The sequence below is a fragment of the Acinetobacter sp. XS-4 genome (assembly GCF_023920705.1).
Lineage (GTDB): Bacteria > Pseudomonadota > Gammaproteobacteria > Pseudomonadales > Moraxellaceae > Acinetobacter.
This window is the reverse complement of sequence record NZ_CP094657.1, coordinates 1774014-1790345: the sequence shown is the minus strand read 5'-3', so window position 1 is coordinate 1790345 and position 16332 is coordinate 1774014. Positions and strand designations below refer to the sequence as shown.

General features: G+C 38.7%; 15 protein-coding genes. 5 read left to right on the top strand and 10 right to left on the bottom strand.

What is annotated here, in order from left to right:
- The first annotated feature begins 29 nt into the window (after positions 1-29).
- Positions 30-1247 (top strand): CaiB/BaiF CoA-transferase family protein, encoded by a 1218-nt coding sequence (locus MMY79_RS08380; RefSeq protein WP_252612943.1) that lies wholly within the window; start codon positions 30-32, stop codon positions 1245-1247.
- A gap of 50 nt (positions 1248-1297) precedes the next feature.
- Here MMY79_RS08380 and MMY79_RS08375 read toward each other — a convergent pair whose 3' ends face one another.
- The 3 genes from MMY79_RS08375 to MMY79_RS08365 all read right to left on the bottom strand — a co-directional run bounded on the left by MMY79_RS08375 (position 1298) and on the right by MMY79_RS08365 (position 4379).
- On the bottom strand, positions 1298-2230 hold the full coding sequence (locus MMY79_RS08375; protein WP_252612942.1) for an FAD-binding protein: 933 nt from the start codon (positions 2228-2230) through the stop codon (positions 1298-1300).
- Positions 2231-2247: 17 nt separating this feature from the next.
- A complete protein-coding gene (locus MMY79_RS08370) occupies positions 2248-2997 on the bottom strand; it encodes an electron transfer flavoprotein subunit beta/FixA family protein (RefSeq protein WP_252612940.1) in 750 nt (249 codons plus the stop codon).
- Positions 2998-3068: 71 nt separating this feature from the next.
- Positions 3069-4379, bottom strand: a complete 1311-nt coding sequence (locus MMY79_RS08365) for an MFS transporter (protein ID WP_252612938.1) — start codon at positions 4377-4379, stop codon at positions 3069-3071.
- Positions 4380-4652: 273 nt separating this feature from the next.
- On the opposite strand from MMY79_RS08365, the gene MMY79_RS08360 reads away from it, so the two are divergent.
- The 3 genes from MMY79_RS08360 (at position 4653) to MMY79_RS19410 (ending at position 6499) form a co-directional block, all read left to right on the top strand.
- Positions 4653-5423 (top strand): enoyl-CoA hydratase-related protein, encoded by a 771-nt coding sequence (locus MMY79_RS08360; protein ID WP_252612936.1) that lies wholly within the window; start codon positions 4653-4655, stop codon positions 5421-5423.
- A 384-nt stretch (positions 5424-5807) separates the two neighbouring features.
- Positions 5808-6284, top strand: a complete 477-nt coding sequence (locus MMY79_RS08355; RefSeq protein ID WP_252612934.1) for a MarR family transcriptional regulator — start codon at positions 5808-5810, stop codon at positions 6282-6284.
- 122 nt (positions 6285-6406) lie between these two features.
- On the top strand, positions 6407-6499 hold the full coding sequence (locus MMY79_RS19410) for a hypothetical protein (protein ID WP_289781527.1): 93 nt from the start codon (positions 6407-6409) through the stop codon (positions 6497-6499).
- A gap of 368 nt (positions 6500-6867) precedes the next feature.
- Here the strand turns inward: MMY79_RS19410 and MMY79_RS08350 are convergent, their stop codons facing one another.
- The 6 genes from MMY79_RS08350 to MMY79_RS08325 are packed head-to-tail and all read right to left on the bottom strand — an operon-like array spanning position 6868 to position 14037.
- The gene (locus MMY79_RS08350) at positions 6868-7485 is read right to left on the bottom strand and encodes an NIPSNAP family protein (protein WP_252612932.1); all 618 of its coding nucleotides are present in this window, start codon (positions 7483-7485) and stop codon (positions 6868-6870) included.
- Positions 7482-9218 carry an FAD-dependent oxidoreductase gene (locus MMY79_RS08345; RefSeq protein ID WP_252612930.1) on the bottom strand — a complete coding sequence of 579 codons (1737 nt, stop codon included), beginning with the start codon at positions 9216-9218 and terminating at the stop codon, positions 7482-7484. Before MMY79_RS08345 ends, MMY79_RS08350 begins: the two co-directional genes overlap by 4 nt.
- A 12-nt stretch (positions 9219-9230) precedes the next feature.
- Complete coding sequence (locus MMY79_RS08340; protein ID WP_252612929.1) at positions 9231-11006, bottom strand: FAD-dependent oxidoreductase; 1776 nt, start codon at positions 11004-11006, stop codon at positions 9231-9233.
- A 5-nt stretch (positions 11007-11011) separates the two neighbouring features.
- On the bottom strand, positions 11012-11839 hold the full coding sequence (locus MMY79_RS08335) for a TIM barrel protein (RefSeq protein ID WP_252612928.1): 828 nt from the start codon (positions 11837-11839) through the stop codon (positions 11012-11014).
- The gene (locus MMY79_RS08330; RefSeq protein WP_252612926.1) at positions 11829-12644 is read right to left on the bottom strand and encodes a shikimate dehydrogenase; all 816 of its coding nucleotides are present in this window, start codon (positions 12642-12644) and stop codon (positions 11829-11831) included. Before MMY79_RS08330 ends, MMY79_RS08335 begins: the two co-directional genes overlap by 11 nt.
- A gap of 37 nt (positions 12645-12681) precedes the next feature.
- Positions 12682-14037: an MFS transporter gene (locus MMY79_RS08325; RefSeq protein WP_252612924.1), complete on the bottom strand. Its 1356-nt coding sequence runs from the start codon at positions 14035-14037 to the stop codon at positions 12682-12684.
- 209 nt (positions 14038-14246) lie between these two features.
- Between MMY79_RS08325 and MMY79_RS08320 the strand changes: the two genes are divergently transcribed.
- Complete coding sequence (locus MMY79_RS08320) at positions 14247-15017, top strand: IclR family transcriptional regulator (RefSeq protein ID WP_252612922.1); 771 nt, start codon at positions 14247-14249, stop codon at positions 15015-15017.
- A gap of 87 nt (positions 15018-15104) precedes the next feature.
- Here the strand turns inward: MMY79_RS08320 and MMY79_RS08315 are convergent, their stop codons facing one another.
- A complete protein-coding gene (locus MMY79_RS08315; RefSeq protein ID WP_252612920.1) occupies positions 15105-16313 on the bottom strand; it encodes an MFS transporter in 1209 nt (402 codons plus the stop codon).
- Positions 16314-16332: the final 19 nt, after the last annotated feature.

Here is a 16332-nt window from a genome sequence, read left to right as displayed (position 1 = left end):
ATAAAACAAGATATGAAAGGGATAATCTAATGGGTGCATTAACAGGATATAAAGTATTAGATTTAAGTCGTATATTAGCCGGACCTTGGTGCAGTCAAATCTTGGCAGACCTTGGCGCAGAGGTAATAAAAGTTGAACGTCCTTATTGTGGAGATGATACTCGACAGTGGGGACCACCTTGGTTAAAAGATAATAAAAAGCAAGATACCCAAGAGGCTGCTTATTATCTATCAGCAAACCGAAATAAATTTTCAGTTGGTATTGATATTTCAACCATTGAAGGTCAAGCTCTGATTAAAAAAATGGTTTTAGATACAGATGTTTTAATTGAAAATTATAAAACAGGCACCCTTAAGCGCTATGGACTAGACTATGAGAGCTTATCTAAAATCAATCCTCGTTTAGTATACTGTTCTATTACAGGTTTTGGGCAAACAGGCCCCCGCTCTAAAGAACCTGGGTATGATTTTATCATTCAAGGTATGGGAGGAATGATGAGTGTTACAGGAGAGCGTGATGATTTACCAGGAGGAGGCCCACAAAAAGCTGGCATTGCACTTGCTGATTTAACAACTGGTTTATATTCCAATATTGCCATCCAAGCTGCTCTTCTTTCACGCCATAAAACAGGCGAAGGCCAATATATTGATATGGCACTACTAGACACTCAAATTGCTTGCATGTCCCAGCTTGGAATGAACTATCTAGTATCAGAAAAAATCCCTGGTCGTTATGGAAACGCTCACGCAAATATTGTGCCTTATCAGGTTTTCAAAGCTCTTCAAGGTGAATTCATTATTGCTTGTGGTAATGACAATCAATTTATTTCATTGTGCCAAAGTATTGGCTTAGCTGAATTAATACATAACCCTAAATTTTCAACCAATGCCCAACGTGTAATTCATAGAGATGCATTAATACATGTCTTACAGTCACACTTTTTAAGTGATATCGCTGAGAATTGGGTTACTAAAATTCATGCTGTTCAAGTCCCTGTTGGTATGATTAATAATATTGAACAAGCTCTCTCAGAGCCGCAAGCAATTGCGCGCAATATGATAGTTAAAGTCCCCCATCCCTTACAAAACAACTATCAAATGATCGGCTCACCTATTAAACTTTCAAAAACACCAGTTGAATATAAAAAAACTCCCCCTCTCTTAGCAGAAGATAGCGATTTAATTCTGCAACGTTATCTTAACGATGAGGAATTCACTGCTTTGAAGAATAAAAGAATTGTTCAATAATAAAAAACCCTTAGTAAAAACTAAGGGTTTTCGACTTTAATCAATGAAGATTAAAGTTTAGATACCAACTCTGGTACCACAGTGTTCAAATCACCAACTAACCAGTAGTCAGCAACACTGTTGATTGGCGCTTCTTCGTCTTTGTTGATTGCAACAATAACTTTAGAATCTTTCATACCAGCTAAATGCTGGATCGCACCAGAAATACCTACAGCAACGTAAAGGTCAGGCGCAACGATTTTACCAGTTTGCCCCACTTGGAAGTCGTTAGGTACAAAGCCCGCATCAACTGCCGCACGTGAAGCACCTTGTGCTGCACCAAGCTTGTCAGCTAATGGATCAAGTACTTTATGGTAGTTCTCACCAGAACCTACACCACGACCACCAGAAACAACAATGCGAGCAGCTGTTAATTCAGGACGGTCAAGCTTAACGATTTCTTCAGATACAAATTGAGAAATACCTGCATCTTTTACTTCGCCAACTGTTTCAATCGCAGCAGAACCACCTTCCGCAGCTACTGGATCAAATGCTGTACCACGAACAGTACCTACAATGATTGCTTCGTCAGATTGAACAGTTGCAATTGCGTTACCAGCGTAGATTGGACGCTTGAATGTGTTCGCAGATTCAACAGAAATAATGTCTGTGATCATGCTTACATCAAGAAGCGCAGCAACACGTGGAAGAATGTTCTTACCAGTCGTTGTAGAAGCAGCTAAAACGTATTTGTAACCTTTAGCCAAGTCAGAAACTAAGCCAGCTACGTTTTCAGCTAATTGGTTTGCATAAGCAGCGTTGTCAGCAAGCAATACTTTGCTTACACCAGCAACTTTAGCAGCAGCGTCAGCAACTGCTTGAGCACCAGAACCAGCAACTAATACAGTAATATCACCACCGATTTTTTGTGCTGCAGCAACAACGTTTAAAGTAGCACCGTTAAGTACTTGGTTGTTGTGATCAGCGATAACTAAAATACTCATGATTTTATCCTTCCGTATTAGATCACTTTCGCTTCATTTTTCAATTTTTCAACAAGCTCATCTACAGATTTCACTTGTACGCCAGCTTTACGTTCTGCTGGAGCTTCAACTTTAACAGTTTTAAGCTTAGTACCAGCTGTAACGCCATAATCAGCAGGAGATTTAGTATCAAGTGGCTTCTTACGAGCTTTCATGATGTTAGGCAATGCTGCATAACGTGGCTCATTCAAACGCAAGTCAGTTGTAATGATTGCAGGAAGTGCCAGTTCAACAGTTTGTAAACCGCCGTCAACTTCACGAGTTACTTGTACTTTGCCGCCATCAACTTTCACTTCAGAAGCGAATGTACCTTGGCCCGCACCTAATAATGCGCCAAGCATTTGACCGACTTGGTTAGAGTCATCATCAATTGCTTGTTTACCAAGAAGGATAAGTTCTGGTTTTTCAGCGTCAACAACACCTTTTAAAATTTTAGCAACTTCTAAAGCGCCAATTTCATCAGTGGTTTCAACTAAAATACCGCGGTCTGCTCCCAGAGCCATTGCAGAACGGATTTGTTCTTGAGCTTCTTTAGGCCCAACAGAAACAATAACGATTTCTGATACTGTTCCTTTTTCTTTTAAGCGAACCGCTTCTTCCACTGCGATTTCACAAAATGGGTTAATTGACATTTTAACGTTAGTTAGGTCAACCCCACTATTGTCCGGCTTAACACGAACTTTGACGTTGGCATCAACCACGCGTTTTACAGCAACAAGAGCCTTCATGTAATTCCTCGAATAAAGATAAAAAATGGTCTATTACTGCATACTGAAGTAATAGACCATGCCAAAGTAAATTATATTGAAAATGAGCGATTATGATTAATGAATGATAAAGCAATTGCACCAATTAAACCTGCTGCTGCAATCACCATGAAATTTTGTTCAATCGGTAAATTCAGGGCCATAATCATTCCTATCAGTAATGGCGCACCTATCGCTCCTAAACGTCCTACACCCGATGCCAAACCAATGCCGGTTGAACGAATCTCAGCAGGATAAAACTGACCGCAATAAGAATAAGCAACAATTTGAGCACCAGTAGAGCAAGCTCCAACTACTGCAATCGTGATATACAACATATGTATTGGCATTGGCAGAGTCATTAAGTACAAAAATACACTTCCCAAACTGTACATAAACACCAATACCCACTTGATATGCATACGGTCAGCCAGCCAACCTCCACCTACGGCACCAATGATGCCGCCAATATTTAGAGCAACCACGAAGCTTAATGCTGAACCAAGCGTATAGCCCGACATAGCCATTAATTTAGTCAACCATGTACTTAATGAATAGACCATAAACAGTCCAGTGAAGAACGCCACCCAAAACATAACTGTGCTAAAACCACGGCCATTAGCAAATAATTGTGTAACAGGAATATGATCAGAGCTAGTATCTTTCATACTGAGTAACTCTGTTTCATTATTTATCTGAATATTTGGTTCAATAAGCCGAACAATCTCTTTTAGTTCTAGATCTTTTTTATTCTTACTTAGATATGCCAATGATTCTGGCATTGATTTCATAATAAAAGGAATGAGTAATACAGGGATACCTGCCGCAAAAAACACAACCTGCCAACCAAATTCCACAATAAATTGTTTACCCAGCAAAGCTGCCAGAATTCCCCCAATAGCATAGCCAGAAAACATCAAGGCAGTCATGAAATTACGTATTTTTTTCGGGGCATACTCAGTCATTTGTGCTACAACATTAGGCATAACACCACCGATACCTAAGCCTGCAATAAAACGCATAATACTGAAACTAATAGGATCATTCGTCATTCCAGCTACTGCTGTGAAGACACTAAATAGGAATACACAGATCGCGATAGTCAAACGCCGGCCAATTTTATCGGATATAGCTCCTAAAAAAATGGCACCAACCATCATACCGAATAATGCAGAACTAGCCATAAAACCTGCAGTCGAAGCACTGACCCCCATCTTTTCCATAATTGAAGGGATAGCTATACCAGCAACAGCTATGTCATAGCCATCAATAATAATAACAATGAAACACCAAAGTAATACTTTGGCATGAAACTTATTAAACGTTGCATCACTAGCAATTTTGTGTACATCAATGTACTGCATGATCATCTCCTTGATATGCATGACTCTTTATTATCTGCAATTTTATTAATTACATTTTGCCCATACTTGTTGATTGAAGAGTTCACACTCCATTTCAATCAAGAGTAATGAGAGTGATATTTTATGTCAATATATTGATATATTTTTATTTTAAATAATTTTAAATCTTTGTTTTTATTTAATATAAATATTTTAAATAAATAAATAATGTAAATACATTGACATAAATAAATATTTCAATATGCTTTTTAGTATCAAGAAGGAGGTTGAAAAATGAATGCAACGCTAAATTATCAGAATGATATCGCTATAATTACTCTTTGTCGGCCAGAGGCAAGAAATGCTCTAAACAAGGAAATGATTCAAAATATTGATGACTTACTTAACAAAGTTAATCAGGCCCATCCTCGTGCTCTCATTTTTACTGGGCAAGGTGAAAAAGCCTTTTGTGCTGGAGCAGATATTACAGAACTAAAAAATAAAACGCCTGCTGAATATCTCGAGCTTTCACATAAAGGGCAAAGTGTTTTCAATAAAATTAGCAACCTACCATTTCCTACAATAGCCGTAATTAAAGGTACTGCTTTAGGCGGAGGCTTAGAATTAGCTATGGCTTGTACTTTTCGTATCTGCCGCCTTGATTCTAAATTTGGTTTACCTGAAATTAAATTAGGATTACTTCCTGGTTATGGAGGTACACAACGCTTACCTCGTATCGTAGGCTATACAAAAGCGTTAGAATTGATTTTAAGTGGAAGAATTTTCGATGCAGTAGAAGCAAAAGAAATTGGTCTGATTACACAAATTACGGCGACTGAAAGTTCTACTCAAGCAGGTTTGGAGTTCTTATCAAATTTTGGAGAGAAATTTCCTGCATCCACAGCATTTATCATAAAAGCTGTTCAATCGGCATTAGATTTAAATATTACTGATGGTTTAGCGCTCGAAAGTGAAATGTTTCTTGCCAGTACCCAAACTAAAGATGCTGCTGAAGGCATCCAAGCATTTATTGAAAAGCGTAAAGCACAATTTACAAATCAATGATATTTAAACGGTGAAATTAACTCATAAGGATATTAATGTTCTGAATGGTGTTTGTCGTGCTATAGCAGATATTCAATACTTTATTTGGTATTTGTAGTCCGAAGCCAGGAACAGAAAAATAAAAGATAAATTCGTACATAGAGTTGTTGATAGCAATTTCCCAGCTATGTTTACAGATCTAAAACTAATGGTTAAATCGACTTGAAATATTGCCTAATATATAGCTGATTTGATAATTTTTGGTAAAAAAACTACCAAATCAGACTATCTAAATCGATACCGATATTACATAAATCATCAATATTCCATTTTTTATTTTCAATAAATGCATCTGCTTATAAGTATATAATATAGATAAATCCTCAATACTTAGCAGTTTAGATTATGACCCAAAAAGATCAACAAAGTTATGATCAATCTCTTTATGCAATCCACAACAGATTATTCTTCAGATTATTTCAACTTGGAAACTCATTAGATCGCCAATGCGTAAATGAACTAGGAATCTCATCAGTACATTGGGCAGTTTTAGGTGCATTATCAAGGCCACAAACTAATTCAGTTATGTCATTTACTGAATTAACTGAATATCTAGATGTAAGTAGACAAAATTTAGATGGTGTTTTGAAGCGACTCGAGCGTGAAGGATATGTAATACGTCAAATTGATACAACAGATCGTCGTGCAAAAAATATCATGCTAACCCAAGAAGGAATTGCTCGATGGGAACAATTACAAGAAAATATTTATAACTTTTATAAGCAGGCTCTAAATGGCTTTACACTTGACGATATGATTTCATTTACTCATTTAGCAAATAAATTAACAAATGGCCTTAATGATATTAAAATAAACGGTTAAGCTAGAGTGCTCTATTAATATTAACTAATAAATTAGGAAATATTGTTTTTCCTAATTGTACAATTCCGTACGCCAATGACGGCCAAAATGCTAGAAATTCGTCCTACTGATAAAATTTTCCACTGGACCGTTTTGTTGAAGCGTCTGAAGTTGCCGAGTTAGCTATTTTCCTCGCTTCCGATGAAGCGCGCTTTATGAATGGCTCATGCAATTGATAGCGGATATACTATTATTTAATAAGATATTTTTAGTCGATTTTCATCTTTATTTACTTGTAAGAAACTATTTATACAACTTTTAGTACTCTAGATAAGTTTTCTAAAAATTAAAAAAAAGACAAATATCTCATCTTTTCTGACTGTAATTATATATAAAAACTACGCTAGATAATTCTACGCTTAGATGTTATTGGGGATGCTCAGGTGGTACTTAATTTGCCAGTTAAAATTTAGTAATGCTTGTATTCAATAATAATTAAAGTAGCTAAACTAGTTATATAAACCTATTTCTTACTTGTATTTTCTAAATTTAAAAGCCTACTACCTAAATAGTAGGCTAGTTTTCAATCCATTCTTACCAAATTTTATTTCAGTGGCGATACTGAAGTTGGTAGTGCAATCATTGACTTCATTGCATGAGTTAACCACTGTGGGCCGCCTTTTGGTGGCCAAATGCCATCTGCCACTGATTTGGCACGAACTTCCGAACGTTTATTCAATGATGCGTATGGCCAAATACTTACAATACGTGGTGTACCATCAAGAGCATACATCGCTATTGTTAATTTTGAGTATTGAGTACGAGTTGGCACTGCATTTTTCCATGCCTCAAGGACATGAGGGACACCACCATGTTTCAACTCATAAGTACGGATTTCATATACAGGACCAAATTCACCTACCTCAACTTCTGGTAAGAAGTCAAAACCAGCAAAATTTTCTACTGAATATCTAATAATATTTTCAGATGTCTCAAACAAGTTTTCTTGTGCTGCTAAACGCGCATTTTCATCACCTAATTCTTGTTGTGAAGCATAGCTACGTAATACAACAACTTGGTTGAGCTCGCCTATATCAGAGAAAAATACTCCAAGTAACTTACCCTTAGCTGTCTCATCTTGGTAAAAACTTTGAATACCTGCTGCAACAGTTGCAGTTGTACCCATTTTGATAGTGATGTTAATCAGTTGATAAAGCTTCATGCGGTTCTCCGTGGTTGTGTCATTTGTGTAGGTTGCTCAGTCACTTGTTTATTTAGTTTTCCTGCGGCAAATTGAGCAATTCGCCAAGCAAATACCATCCCTGGCCCTAGTGTTGTTCCTGGGCCTGGATATGTTCCTTTAAAAATTGAAGATAGGTCATTACCGCAGGCAAATAGCCCAGAGATAACCTGATTATTCTGATCAAGCACTCGACCATAAATGTCGCCAGCTAATCCACCACTACTCGCACAGTCCATTGGAATGACAGGTAAAGCGTAAAAGGGGCCTTGCTCAAGTTTGCCCAAACATGGATTAGGTTTGACTTCTGGATCTCCGTTAAACCGGTTCATTACACCACTACCTTTACCAAAGTCAGTGTCTACACCCTGTTCAACGAGGTGATTAAAACGTTGAACTGTATTCACTAATCCTTGAGCGTTAATCCCAACCTTTTGGGCAAGCTCCTCTAGTGAATTTGCAGAGAATAAATATTTTTCTTTGAGGTAGTAATCGAGTTTTTTTGCACCAGGCAGAACAAAACCTAACCCATATTTTTCAATCGCAGTTTGGTCGCAAATCAGGTAAGACTGAATTTTTGCTTTACCTTGATTTGTTTTAAGCTGAGCCATACAAAAGTCGTGGTACGAATCTGACTCATTGACAAAGCGGTTACCATCGTCATTGACAGCTATTACACCCGGTTTAGCCCGATCTAAAATAATGTGTGGCCAAATAGCTTTATAACCGTTGGCATGAACATGGATGGAGCATGGAAAATAAAGCACACTACTATCCACAGAGGGGTCAAGTTTTGCACCTTTTTCCATAGCTTTACTAAGCCCATCACCCGTGTTTGAGTAAGGTGAAAGTGAGTATGAAATTAAACCTTTTGGGAACAATTGTTGACGTAACTTTATATTCCACCCCACACCACCAGTGGCTAAAACTACACCTTTTCTGGCACGAACAACTTTCACACCTTGCTCGGTTTCAATTTTGGCTCCCACCACTTTGCCTTTTTCAACCAGTAGCTCTTGCAGTGATGCATTGAACCAAACAGGAACATGTTTTTGTTTAAGGTTATAAAATAAGTTACCTACCAAAGCATTACCCATAACAAGCCGGGTACCCCGATTAAAGCGTAGACGTGACAGAAAATAAGGCACCACAACTTTCAAGGTAGTCATAAAGTTCTGAAAACTGTGTATAGGATTTAACAGTGCATTTAATTCAGTACGGTTGACCATCATGCCGCCTAAGCCCATAAATTCCGCTCGTGGAGGACGTACATATTTAAAGTCAGCACCTAAAACACTTGCATCAAATTCAGCAGGAGCAAGTGCACGACCACCAAATGCTTCTCCTGGTTGGTTTTTCACATAATCGGGATGTGCTAAACAAGCATTAAGCTTAACTGTAGTTTTCTCATCTAAATCACGAACCATATCAGCACATGACGCTAGAAATGCTTCGCGAAGTTCTTCACCACCACGTTCACCCACTACAGATTTAAGAAAAATTCGAGCTTGCTCAATATCATCGGGAACACCTGCTTGAACACTTAAATGTGATCCTGGCGCCCAAATCGTTCCACCTGATGTTGCTGAAGTACCACCTACTTGGGAAGCCTTTTCGCAAAGTAAAACATCTAATCCATTAAGCTTGGCAAAAAGCGCTGCGGACATGCCTGCGGCGCCACCGCCAATAACCAATAAATCAACTTCTTTATCCATGTTCAATTCTCCTTAATCTTGCTTATGTGGCGTGAACGCTACTGTTTCAGTTCGAGCTTGTTCAGCAATTTTTTTTGCAGCAAGATAACCAAATGTCATGGCTGGACCTAAGGTAATTCCACCACTTGGATATTGGCCCCCCATGATGCTATTGAGGTCATTTCCAGCCGCAAATAATCCATTAATCGGTTGCCCAGCTTTATTTAGAACTTGGGCATATTCATCTGTAATCAGTCCTGCAAATGTGCCTAAACTTCCTGGCACCACTTCAACTGCATAAAATGGTCCATTTTCAATCGGGGCAATACATGGGTTCGGATGATGATCAGCATCACCCTGTGCTTTTTGATAAGGAGTACTACCCCGCTGAAACTCGGGGTCTTGGCCTAAATAGGCATATTGGTTGTACTGCTCAACTGTTTTTAAAAACTGAACTGGATCTATACCGCATGCCACAGCCAGCTCTTGAATAGTGTGTCCTTGTTTTAAATAACCATTGTCTAGCCAAGGCTTTAGAGAAATTGGAAAAGGTTTAACAGCGCCTAAGCCGTAACGGCGAATGAACTTGTGATCGCAAATCAACCAACAATGTGCTTGTTTGCCTTGCGGTGTATGTTTGAATAGATCTTTAATAAATGCAGGATAAGAATCTCCTTCATTCGTGAAGCGGCATCCATTTTTTAAAACTGCAATTAATCCCGGTTTACCTCGCTCAACCAAATGTGGAAAACGACCTAAAGTTCCATCTAAACGCGGAATTAATGAAACAGGTGCCCATGCGCCAGACCAAGGCAAAGTTTGATCAACAGTTGCTCCTATTGCTTCTGCTGCAATTAAGCCATCACCTATATTTGTTTCAGGGGCAGCTGAATGATGGGGAGTACCTTCACTCACATGTTTGAATAAAGCTTGTTTACGTTTTTCATCATGCGGAAAACCACCAGTTGCTAATATCACGCCATGTTTTGCGATCATCTTGACGATGCCAGCTGGTGTTTTAAATAATGCTCCAATCACTCGACCATTTTCTTCAACTAATTCAGTCATGGCATGATTTGCTAATAGTTGTACTTTGTAATCAAATGCAGATTTGAGTAGTCGAGCCACCAAAGCATTACCATTCACAATTTGAGTTGAGCGCTTAGTAAAAATTAGATCAAAAAAATGTCGTAATACGCGTTTGGTCGCATAGATGAAGGATGGAATTGCATTAAAAGTATTAATGAAATGCTTCATATCTGTGCCAGAAGCGATACCCATTCCCCAAAGTGTAGTTTCAGGAATTGGTGGACGTAGGATATTTAGTTTCTGACCAAGTAAACGGCCATTATAAGGTGCTGCAACAATCGAACGCCACCCAACCCTAGCACCTTCAATATTGAAAAAGTCAGGTACCGCCGCACCAATATTAAATTTAACTTCCGTTTTGGCTTCGAAAAATTCCACCATTTTGGGTGCTTGAGTTAAATAAGTATGAATCTTTGTTTCATCATACTTTTCACCCAAAATACTTTTTAAATATAGCTTCGGTATATCAATTGGTTCAGCTTGGCCTTCCCGTTCAGCATGAGGTGTATTAGGAATCCATAACCACCCTCCCGATACAGCAGTTGTTCCACCAAATACGGATGCTTTCTCTGCGACAATAACCTTTAATCCTTCATATGCTGCGGTCACGGCGCTTGAAAGCCCACCTGCACCTGAGCCAATGACTAAAACATCACATTCGTAGCATTCACGAATTGGTATCGGAATCATCTGAAATGGTTGTTGGGTTTTTGCGTTCATACTTCTTACCCCGTAACAGTGCCCAATTGAGCGAGCGCAACGAGCTGTTTCATTGCTTGCAAATTAATTTCAGCGCGTTCGAGAGCGGGACGTTCAGCTAGTACCAAATTGGGGACTTCTGCAGCTAACATAATTTCTTTGGGTAAAGCACGAATTAACCCTATAAGATCAATTTCGCCTTGTCCGGGCACTAATCGATTAGAACGTGCGATCTTAATTAAGCCTTCATCACGCGGATCATATTCAGCAAAACCATCGCAAAGCTGAACATAGTTTAACTGCTTTGGATCAAGTGCTTTGATCTGCTCAAGTGTTGAATCTGATCGGTCAAAATGTAATGCATCAATTAAAATGGCAGCATTTTCTTGCCCTGATTGATTCACGATATATTCAGCCTGCGCCAAATTTTTCACATTGGTCCATGGCATGAACTCTAGGTCACAACTCAAGCCAAACTGTTTACTTAATTCACAAAATTGTGCGAAGTGATGTATTTGTCTTGACTGCTCAGGATCATTTCCTGCAACTAAAATATGCCTAGCACCGAGCTGCTCAGCGGTACTTAAAAACTGCAAATATTTATTTGCTTCAAAGTCAGAAGTAATTCGTACAATTTCAACATCAGCGATACGAACACCTGTGTCATCCAAAGCAGCCCTTGTTTCCTTAATCAGCTTGCTATCATTTAAAATTGGATAATCTACTTCGTTAGGTGCTGCTGGCAGCAGGCGTAAGCCCACTGCTGCATAACCACACTTTGCTGCAATTTTGACTGCTTCTACAGGACTCACATCTGCAACTGTCAAAAATGAAAGTGAATATTCACGCGACATCTTGTTGCTCCTGCTCTTTCTCAAGTAAATAAGCAATCATTAAGTCGCGAACCTCAATAAACATGTCCGTTCCTTTGACTGCGTTACATCCCAAAGTCGACGCATGTTGAATAAATGGTGTGTTTTCAGGACTAGTCACGACATCTGCAACCGACATTTGTGCAGTTATTTTTTCTAATTGAAAAGCTGCTGAAGGATCACCATTCATTCCCATAGGTGTCGCATTGACTACAACGTCGAATCCTGTTGGATCATTGTTATGTGCAACAACTTTGCCTTTGCCTAACTGTTGAAGTTGTTCAACTAGTTGTTGTTGACGCGTTTGATCTACATCAAAAATTGCTAACTCAGCCACTTCAGCAAGAAGTAATTCATAAGCAATCGCTTTACCTGCTCCACCAGCTCCCGCCAAAATGGCGCGTTTATCTTTCAACTTGATTAACTTATTTCGTATCGCTTGTACCATGCCTTTACCATCAAGCATGTCTCCTTCCCACCCTTCTTTACAGCGGCGAATCGTATTTACCGCCCCAATAAACTGTGCGCGTGAAGTTAATTTTTGGCAGCAATTCAAAGCCGAAATTTTATGAGGAACCGTGACAATCAAGCCGTCACTATTATTTAAATACAAATTTTGCTGAACAAAATTTGGGAAGTGTTCTGGTGCTACATCGGCTGGTACAACAACTGCATTTAAATCCTTTTTAAGCAGCTCCATCGTTACACCCTCAGGTGATTTGACCTGTACAATCGGATGTCCGACCACAAAATAAAGACGAGTTGCTCCATTCAATTGAATATCCATTATTCAATCTCCTTAAAAATCGGTGAGTTAGAAAATTTTAGATTTGAACTTTTTTAAGTTCGTGCTGACGTATCTTTGTTGGTGAATATACCAGTTTCATAATAATTAATGCGGCGACCATACCGGCAGTTGGCAAGCAAAGCACAAGGAAAATTTTGCTTGTCTCCCAACCTAGGCTTAAAAAATATGCTCCAGCAAATGCACTACCCACTGCTCCTAATCGGCCTATACCATGCATCCAGCTGTTTCCTGTTGCACGTGCAAAAACTGGATAGAATGAACTTGAAACACTGTTGAGACCTGCATTCGCACCATTCATCCACATACCGATGAAGAAACACATCATGCTATACATTACAAAGTTATGACCCACTGCACCTAGAAAGAACATGAAGCCAATCGCTAAAAGATATGCAATCACTAAACCAAGGTGTGGATTCAACTTGTCCATCAAATAACCGCATGCGATACAACCTATTGGGCCTCCTAGCTGATAAATCGCAGTGATAATTGAAGCTTCACTAATGCTGAAACCAAATTCATGGCTCATCATTGGTAACCAACTTCCAAGTAAATACACCACAAACAAACCAGAGGCGTAGCTCCACCAAAGCAAAAAGCTGCCTAAGAAATAAAAAGGACTGAGGACTGCTTTTACTGGATTATCGACCGTGTTGGTTTTTGCTTTAGGTAAAATAAAAACCGTGTTAGTTGTATCAAAATCTGGTGCCATTTTATGAATAATGGCATCAATCTCTGCTTTTGGATGTTCTTTAAGGACTTTATAACCAATAGATTCGGGTAATTTAAATGCTGCGATAACGGCTAAAATAAGTGGTAGGACTCCACCAATAATCATCATGGCATGCCAGTTAAAATGTGGAATCACCCAAGCAGCCAAAAAACCTCCAATAGCAGCACCAATTGTGAATCCACTTAAAATGATGGTAACCATACGGCCATTCATTTTCATGGGTGAGTAATCTGTTACCAACGTAACAGCTTGCGGCATTACTCCTCCCATAAATAAACCAGCAATAAAACGGAACATCATCAGTTCTGTCACATTGCTAGAAACTGCTGCACATAAAGTAAATACGCCAAAACCAATTAAGTTAATAATGAGTAGTTTTTTACGTCCAAACTTGTCTGCCAAAGGTCCTGAAATCACTGCGCCTACAGCTAAACCAATTAAAGCTGCACTCATTACGGGTGCAAGATCAGTTGTAGTAATTCCCCATTGCTGCTTAATGACGGGAGCTACAAATCCCATGATTGATATATCAATACCATCAACAACGATAATCATTAAACATAAAAAGATGACTAGTTTTTGTATTGGGGATATGCGATTTTCATCAATAAACTCCCTTAAATTTACCTGTTGAGTCATACACTTACTCCATTAGTGTGTATCAGCAAATATGCGTTTTCCATCGCTTATTCAGTTTTGCTCCCTAGTTATTATCAAAAGCTGAATAATTAGGAAACTCCGTATCTGAATGATTCATCTGTACAGCATTTGAGATAGAATCTAAAACAACTATAATCTGTTTTTAATTTTTTTGGAACACCGTTCCAAAAAATAATATTAGGATTTTTATGCTCAGCAATACCGATCGTTCTTTGCTCATCCTTGAAGCACTATTAAAAGAAGTGGATGGATGTGCACTTAGTCAGCTTTCTGTTGATCTTGATATCCCAAAGTCTGCAATGCATCGCATCCTGACTGCGATGAAAGACATGGGGTACATCTATCAAGATGAAATCACGCAGCACTACAAGCTCACTCTTAAAATTGCCTCAATGGGTTTGAGTTTTCTATCATCGCGCTCGATTACCGAAACATTTCAACCCTATCTTGATGAATTGGCAGAAACCTCTTCTGAACTGGTTCGCCTCGGTTTAATCGAAGACGAAAAAATTATCTGGATTGGTAAAGCTCAAGGAGCCAAATCAGGTCTAAAATATGATCCTGACTCTGGCAACGTGGCCTATTTACCTGCTTCAGCTTGTGGTTTAGCGTATTTATCTACTCTTGATCAAAATGACTTTTCACGAATTGTGGAACGTGAAGGTTTCGATAAAGCTAAGAACTTTGGACCAAACTCACCAAAAGACCTTACAGAACTAGAGCAAATGATTAAGGCTTCTAGAGAGCGAGGTTATGGTGTGATTAGTGACACCTATGAGCTAGGCATGTCTGCTATGGCTAAAATCATTCTCAATCCACAGACAGGTGAGCCTTTTGGTACAGTCAGTATTGCAGGGCCTTCTGTACGCTTAAGTCCTAAACGTATTGAAGAGCTAGCACCAGCACTCATGGTCACTTCAGAGAAAATTGCTTCCATCATCAATTTAATCCATATCTAATTTTTAGCCTCTAAGGCAATCAAAATCATATTTCGATTGCCTAAATACCCTTTAAACATATTTTAAGTTCCCAAAATTGATCAATCGTTATTTATGACGAGCTAATGTAGGCGCCACCTTAAATTTAAGTTGATGCATCAACCATACGATAGTCACCATTAATAATGCTGCTATCAGCCCTAATGTGATGACAACTCCGAAATATTCAATAAAATAACTGGAAAGGATGACAGGCCAGATCGTACCTTGATAAGCAATAAACAAATAACTAGAGAAGACCAGCGGATTTTTTTCCCGATCCATCATATTGCCAATAAAGTGATAGGCAGCACTTAGGGTAAAACCATGTCCCATACCCGTCAGCAAAATACTGATCAATAAAAACCAAATAATGTGTTCAACTTCTGCCATAACCAAACTAATCGTTCCAAGCAATAAAGCTAATAGGCCTGTATACAACACATGCAATTCTTTAAACGATTTACAAAATAATTGACTCAGCACTGACACAAATAAAATGATTGAAATCGATACACCTGTTAAGGTGGCTGATGATGTAATCGGTAATTCTTTAATAAAAGTCCCAGCCAAAGCTGCATATAAGCTGAAAGCCCCGAAACTACAAAGTGCGGCCACACTACAGACCCAGAAAACTTTGCGTGAAGCTACCTGCGGCAATACTAAACCTTGTAGTTTTAATAACTCATTTAACTGATATTTTTTCTCAACTTTAAATCTTGGTTTGACCCAGAACACACTGATAAATATCAGAATTGAAAAAAAGATAATAATCCAATAAGGATCAGCCAATGGCCGCGCGGTATGGTCAGCCAATATACCACCGACCAAAGGCCCCAAACCAAAACCCAAAACAGTAATTATAGAAGTAAGCTTTTCAGCTAATGCCTTATTACGAAACGGATATTGGTCTTTGAGTCCTACCATTGCAGCGGTGGTAATAAGTCCTGAAGCAATTCCTATCAGAAACCTTGAAAAGCCCAGTAACCAAACAGAACTTGCCAATGCAGACAACATTAAACCTAAAATGGTTAAAGCCAAACTGACCAAAATCACATTTTTATAGTGATAAATTGCATTGAGTTTATTTAAAAACAGGAGTGAAAAAACTACGCCTAACATATAGGAAATAAAGATATAGCCTATTTGAGATGTTGAAACGCCCCACTGTTGTTCATAGATTGCATATAGAGGACTTGCTAAAGCTGTGCTTAAAGCAGCAAGGCATAGTGCAAAACTAATAATACAATATTGAACACTGGACTTTGGTGTCTGCATAATTCAACCAAAAGTGACT

Coding starts and splice junctions, on each gene's coding strand:
- MMY79_RS08380 (WP_252612943.1), top strand. CDS start 30: ATGGGTGCATTAACAGGATATAAAGTATTAGATTTAAGTCGTATATTA.
- MMY79_RS08375 (WP_252612942.1), bottom strand. CDS start 2,230: ATGAGTATTTTAGTTATCGCTGATCACAACAACCAAGTACTTAACGGT.
- MMY79_RS08370 (WP_252612940.1), bottom strand. CDS start 2,997: ATGAAGGCTCTTGTTGCTGTAAAACGCGTGGTTGATGCCAACGTCAAA.
- MMY79_RS08365 (WP_252612938.1), bottom strand. CDS start 4,379: ATGCAGTACATTGATGTACACAAAATTGCTAGTGATGCAACGTTTAAT.
- MMY79_RS08360 (WP_252612936.1), top strand. CDS start 4,653: ATGAATGCAACGCTAAATTATCAGAATGATATCGCTATAATTACTCTT.
- MMY79_RS08355 (WP_252612934.1), top strand. CDS start 5,808: ATGACCCAAAAAGATCAACAAAGTTATGATCAATCTCTTTATGCAATC.
- MMY79_RS08350 (WP_252612932.1), bottom strand. CDS start 7,485: ATGAAGCTTTATCAACTGATTAACATCACTATCAAAATGGGTACAACT.
- MMY79_RS08345 (WP_252612930.1), bottom strand. CDS start 9,218: ATGGATAAAGAAGTTGATTTATTGGTTATTGGCGGTGGCGCCGCAGGC.
- MMY79_RS08340 (WP_252612929.1), bottom strand. CDS start 11,006: ATGAACGCAAAAACCCAACAACCATTTCAGATGATTCCGATACCAATT.
- MMY79_RS08335 (WP_252612928.1), bottom strand. CDS start 11,839: ATGTCGCGTGAATATTCACTTTCATTTTTGACAGTTGCAGATGTGAGT.
- MMY79_RS08330 (WP_252612926.1), bottom strand. CDS start 12,644: ATGGATATTCAATTGAATGGAGCAACTCGTCTTTATTTTGTGGTCGGA.
- MMY79_RS08325 (WP_252612924.1), bottom strand. CDS start 14,037: ATGACTCAACAGGTAAATTTAAGGGAGTTTATTGATGAAAATCGCATA.
- MMY79_RS08320 (WP_252612922.1), top strand. CDS start 14,247: ATGCTCAGCAATACCGATCGTTCTTTGCTCATCCTTGAAGCACTATTA.
- MMY79_RS08315 (WP_252612920.1), bottom strand. CDS start 16,313: ATGCAGACACCAAAGTCCAGTGTTCAATATTGTATTATTAGTTTTGCA.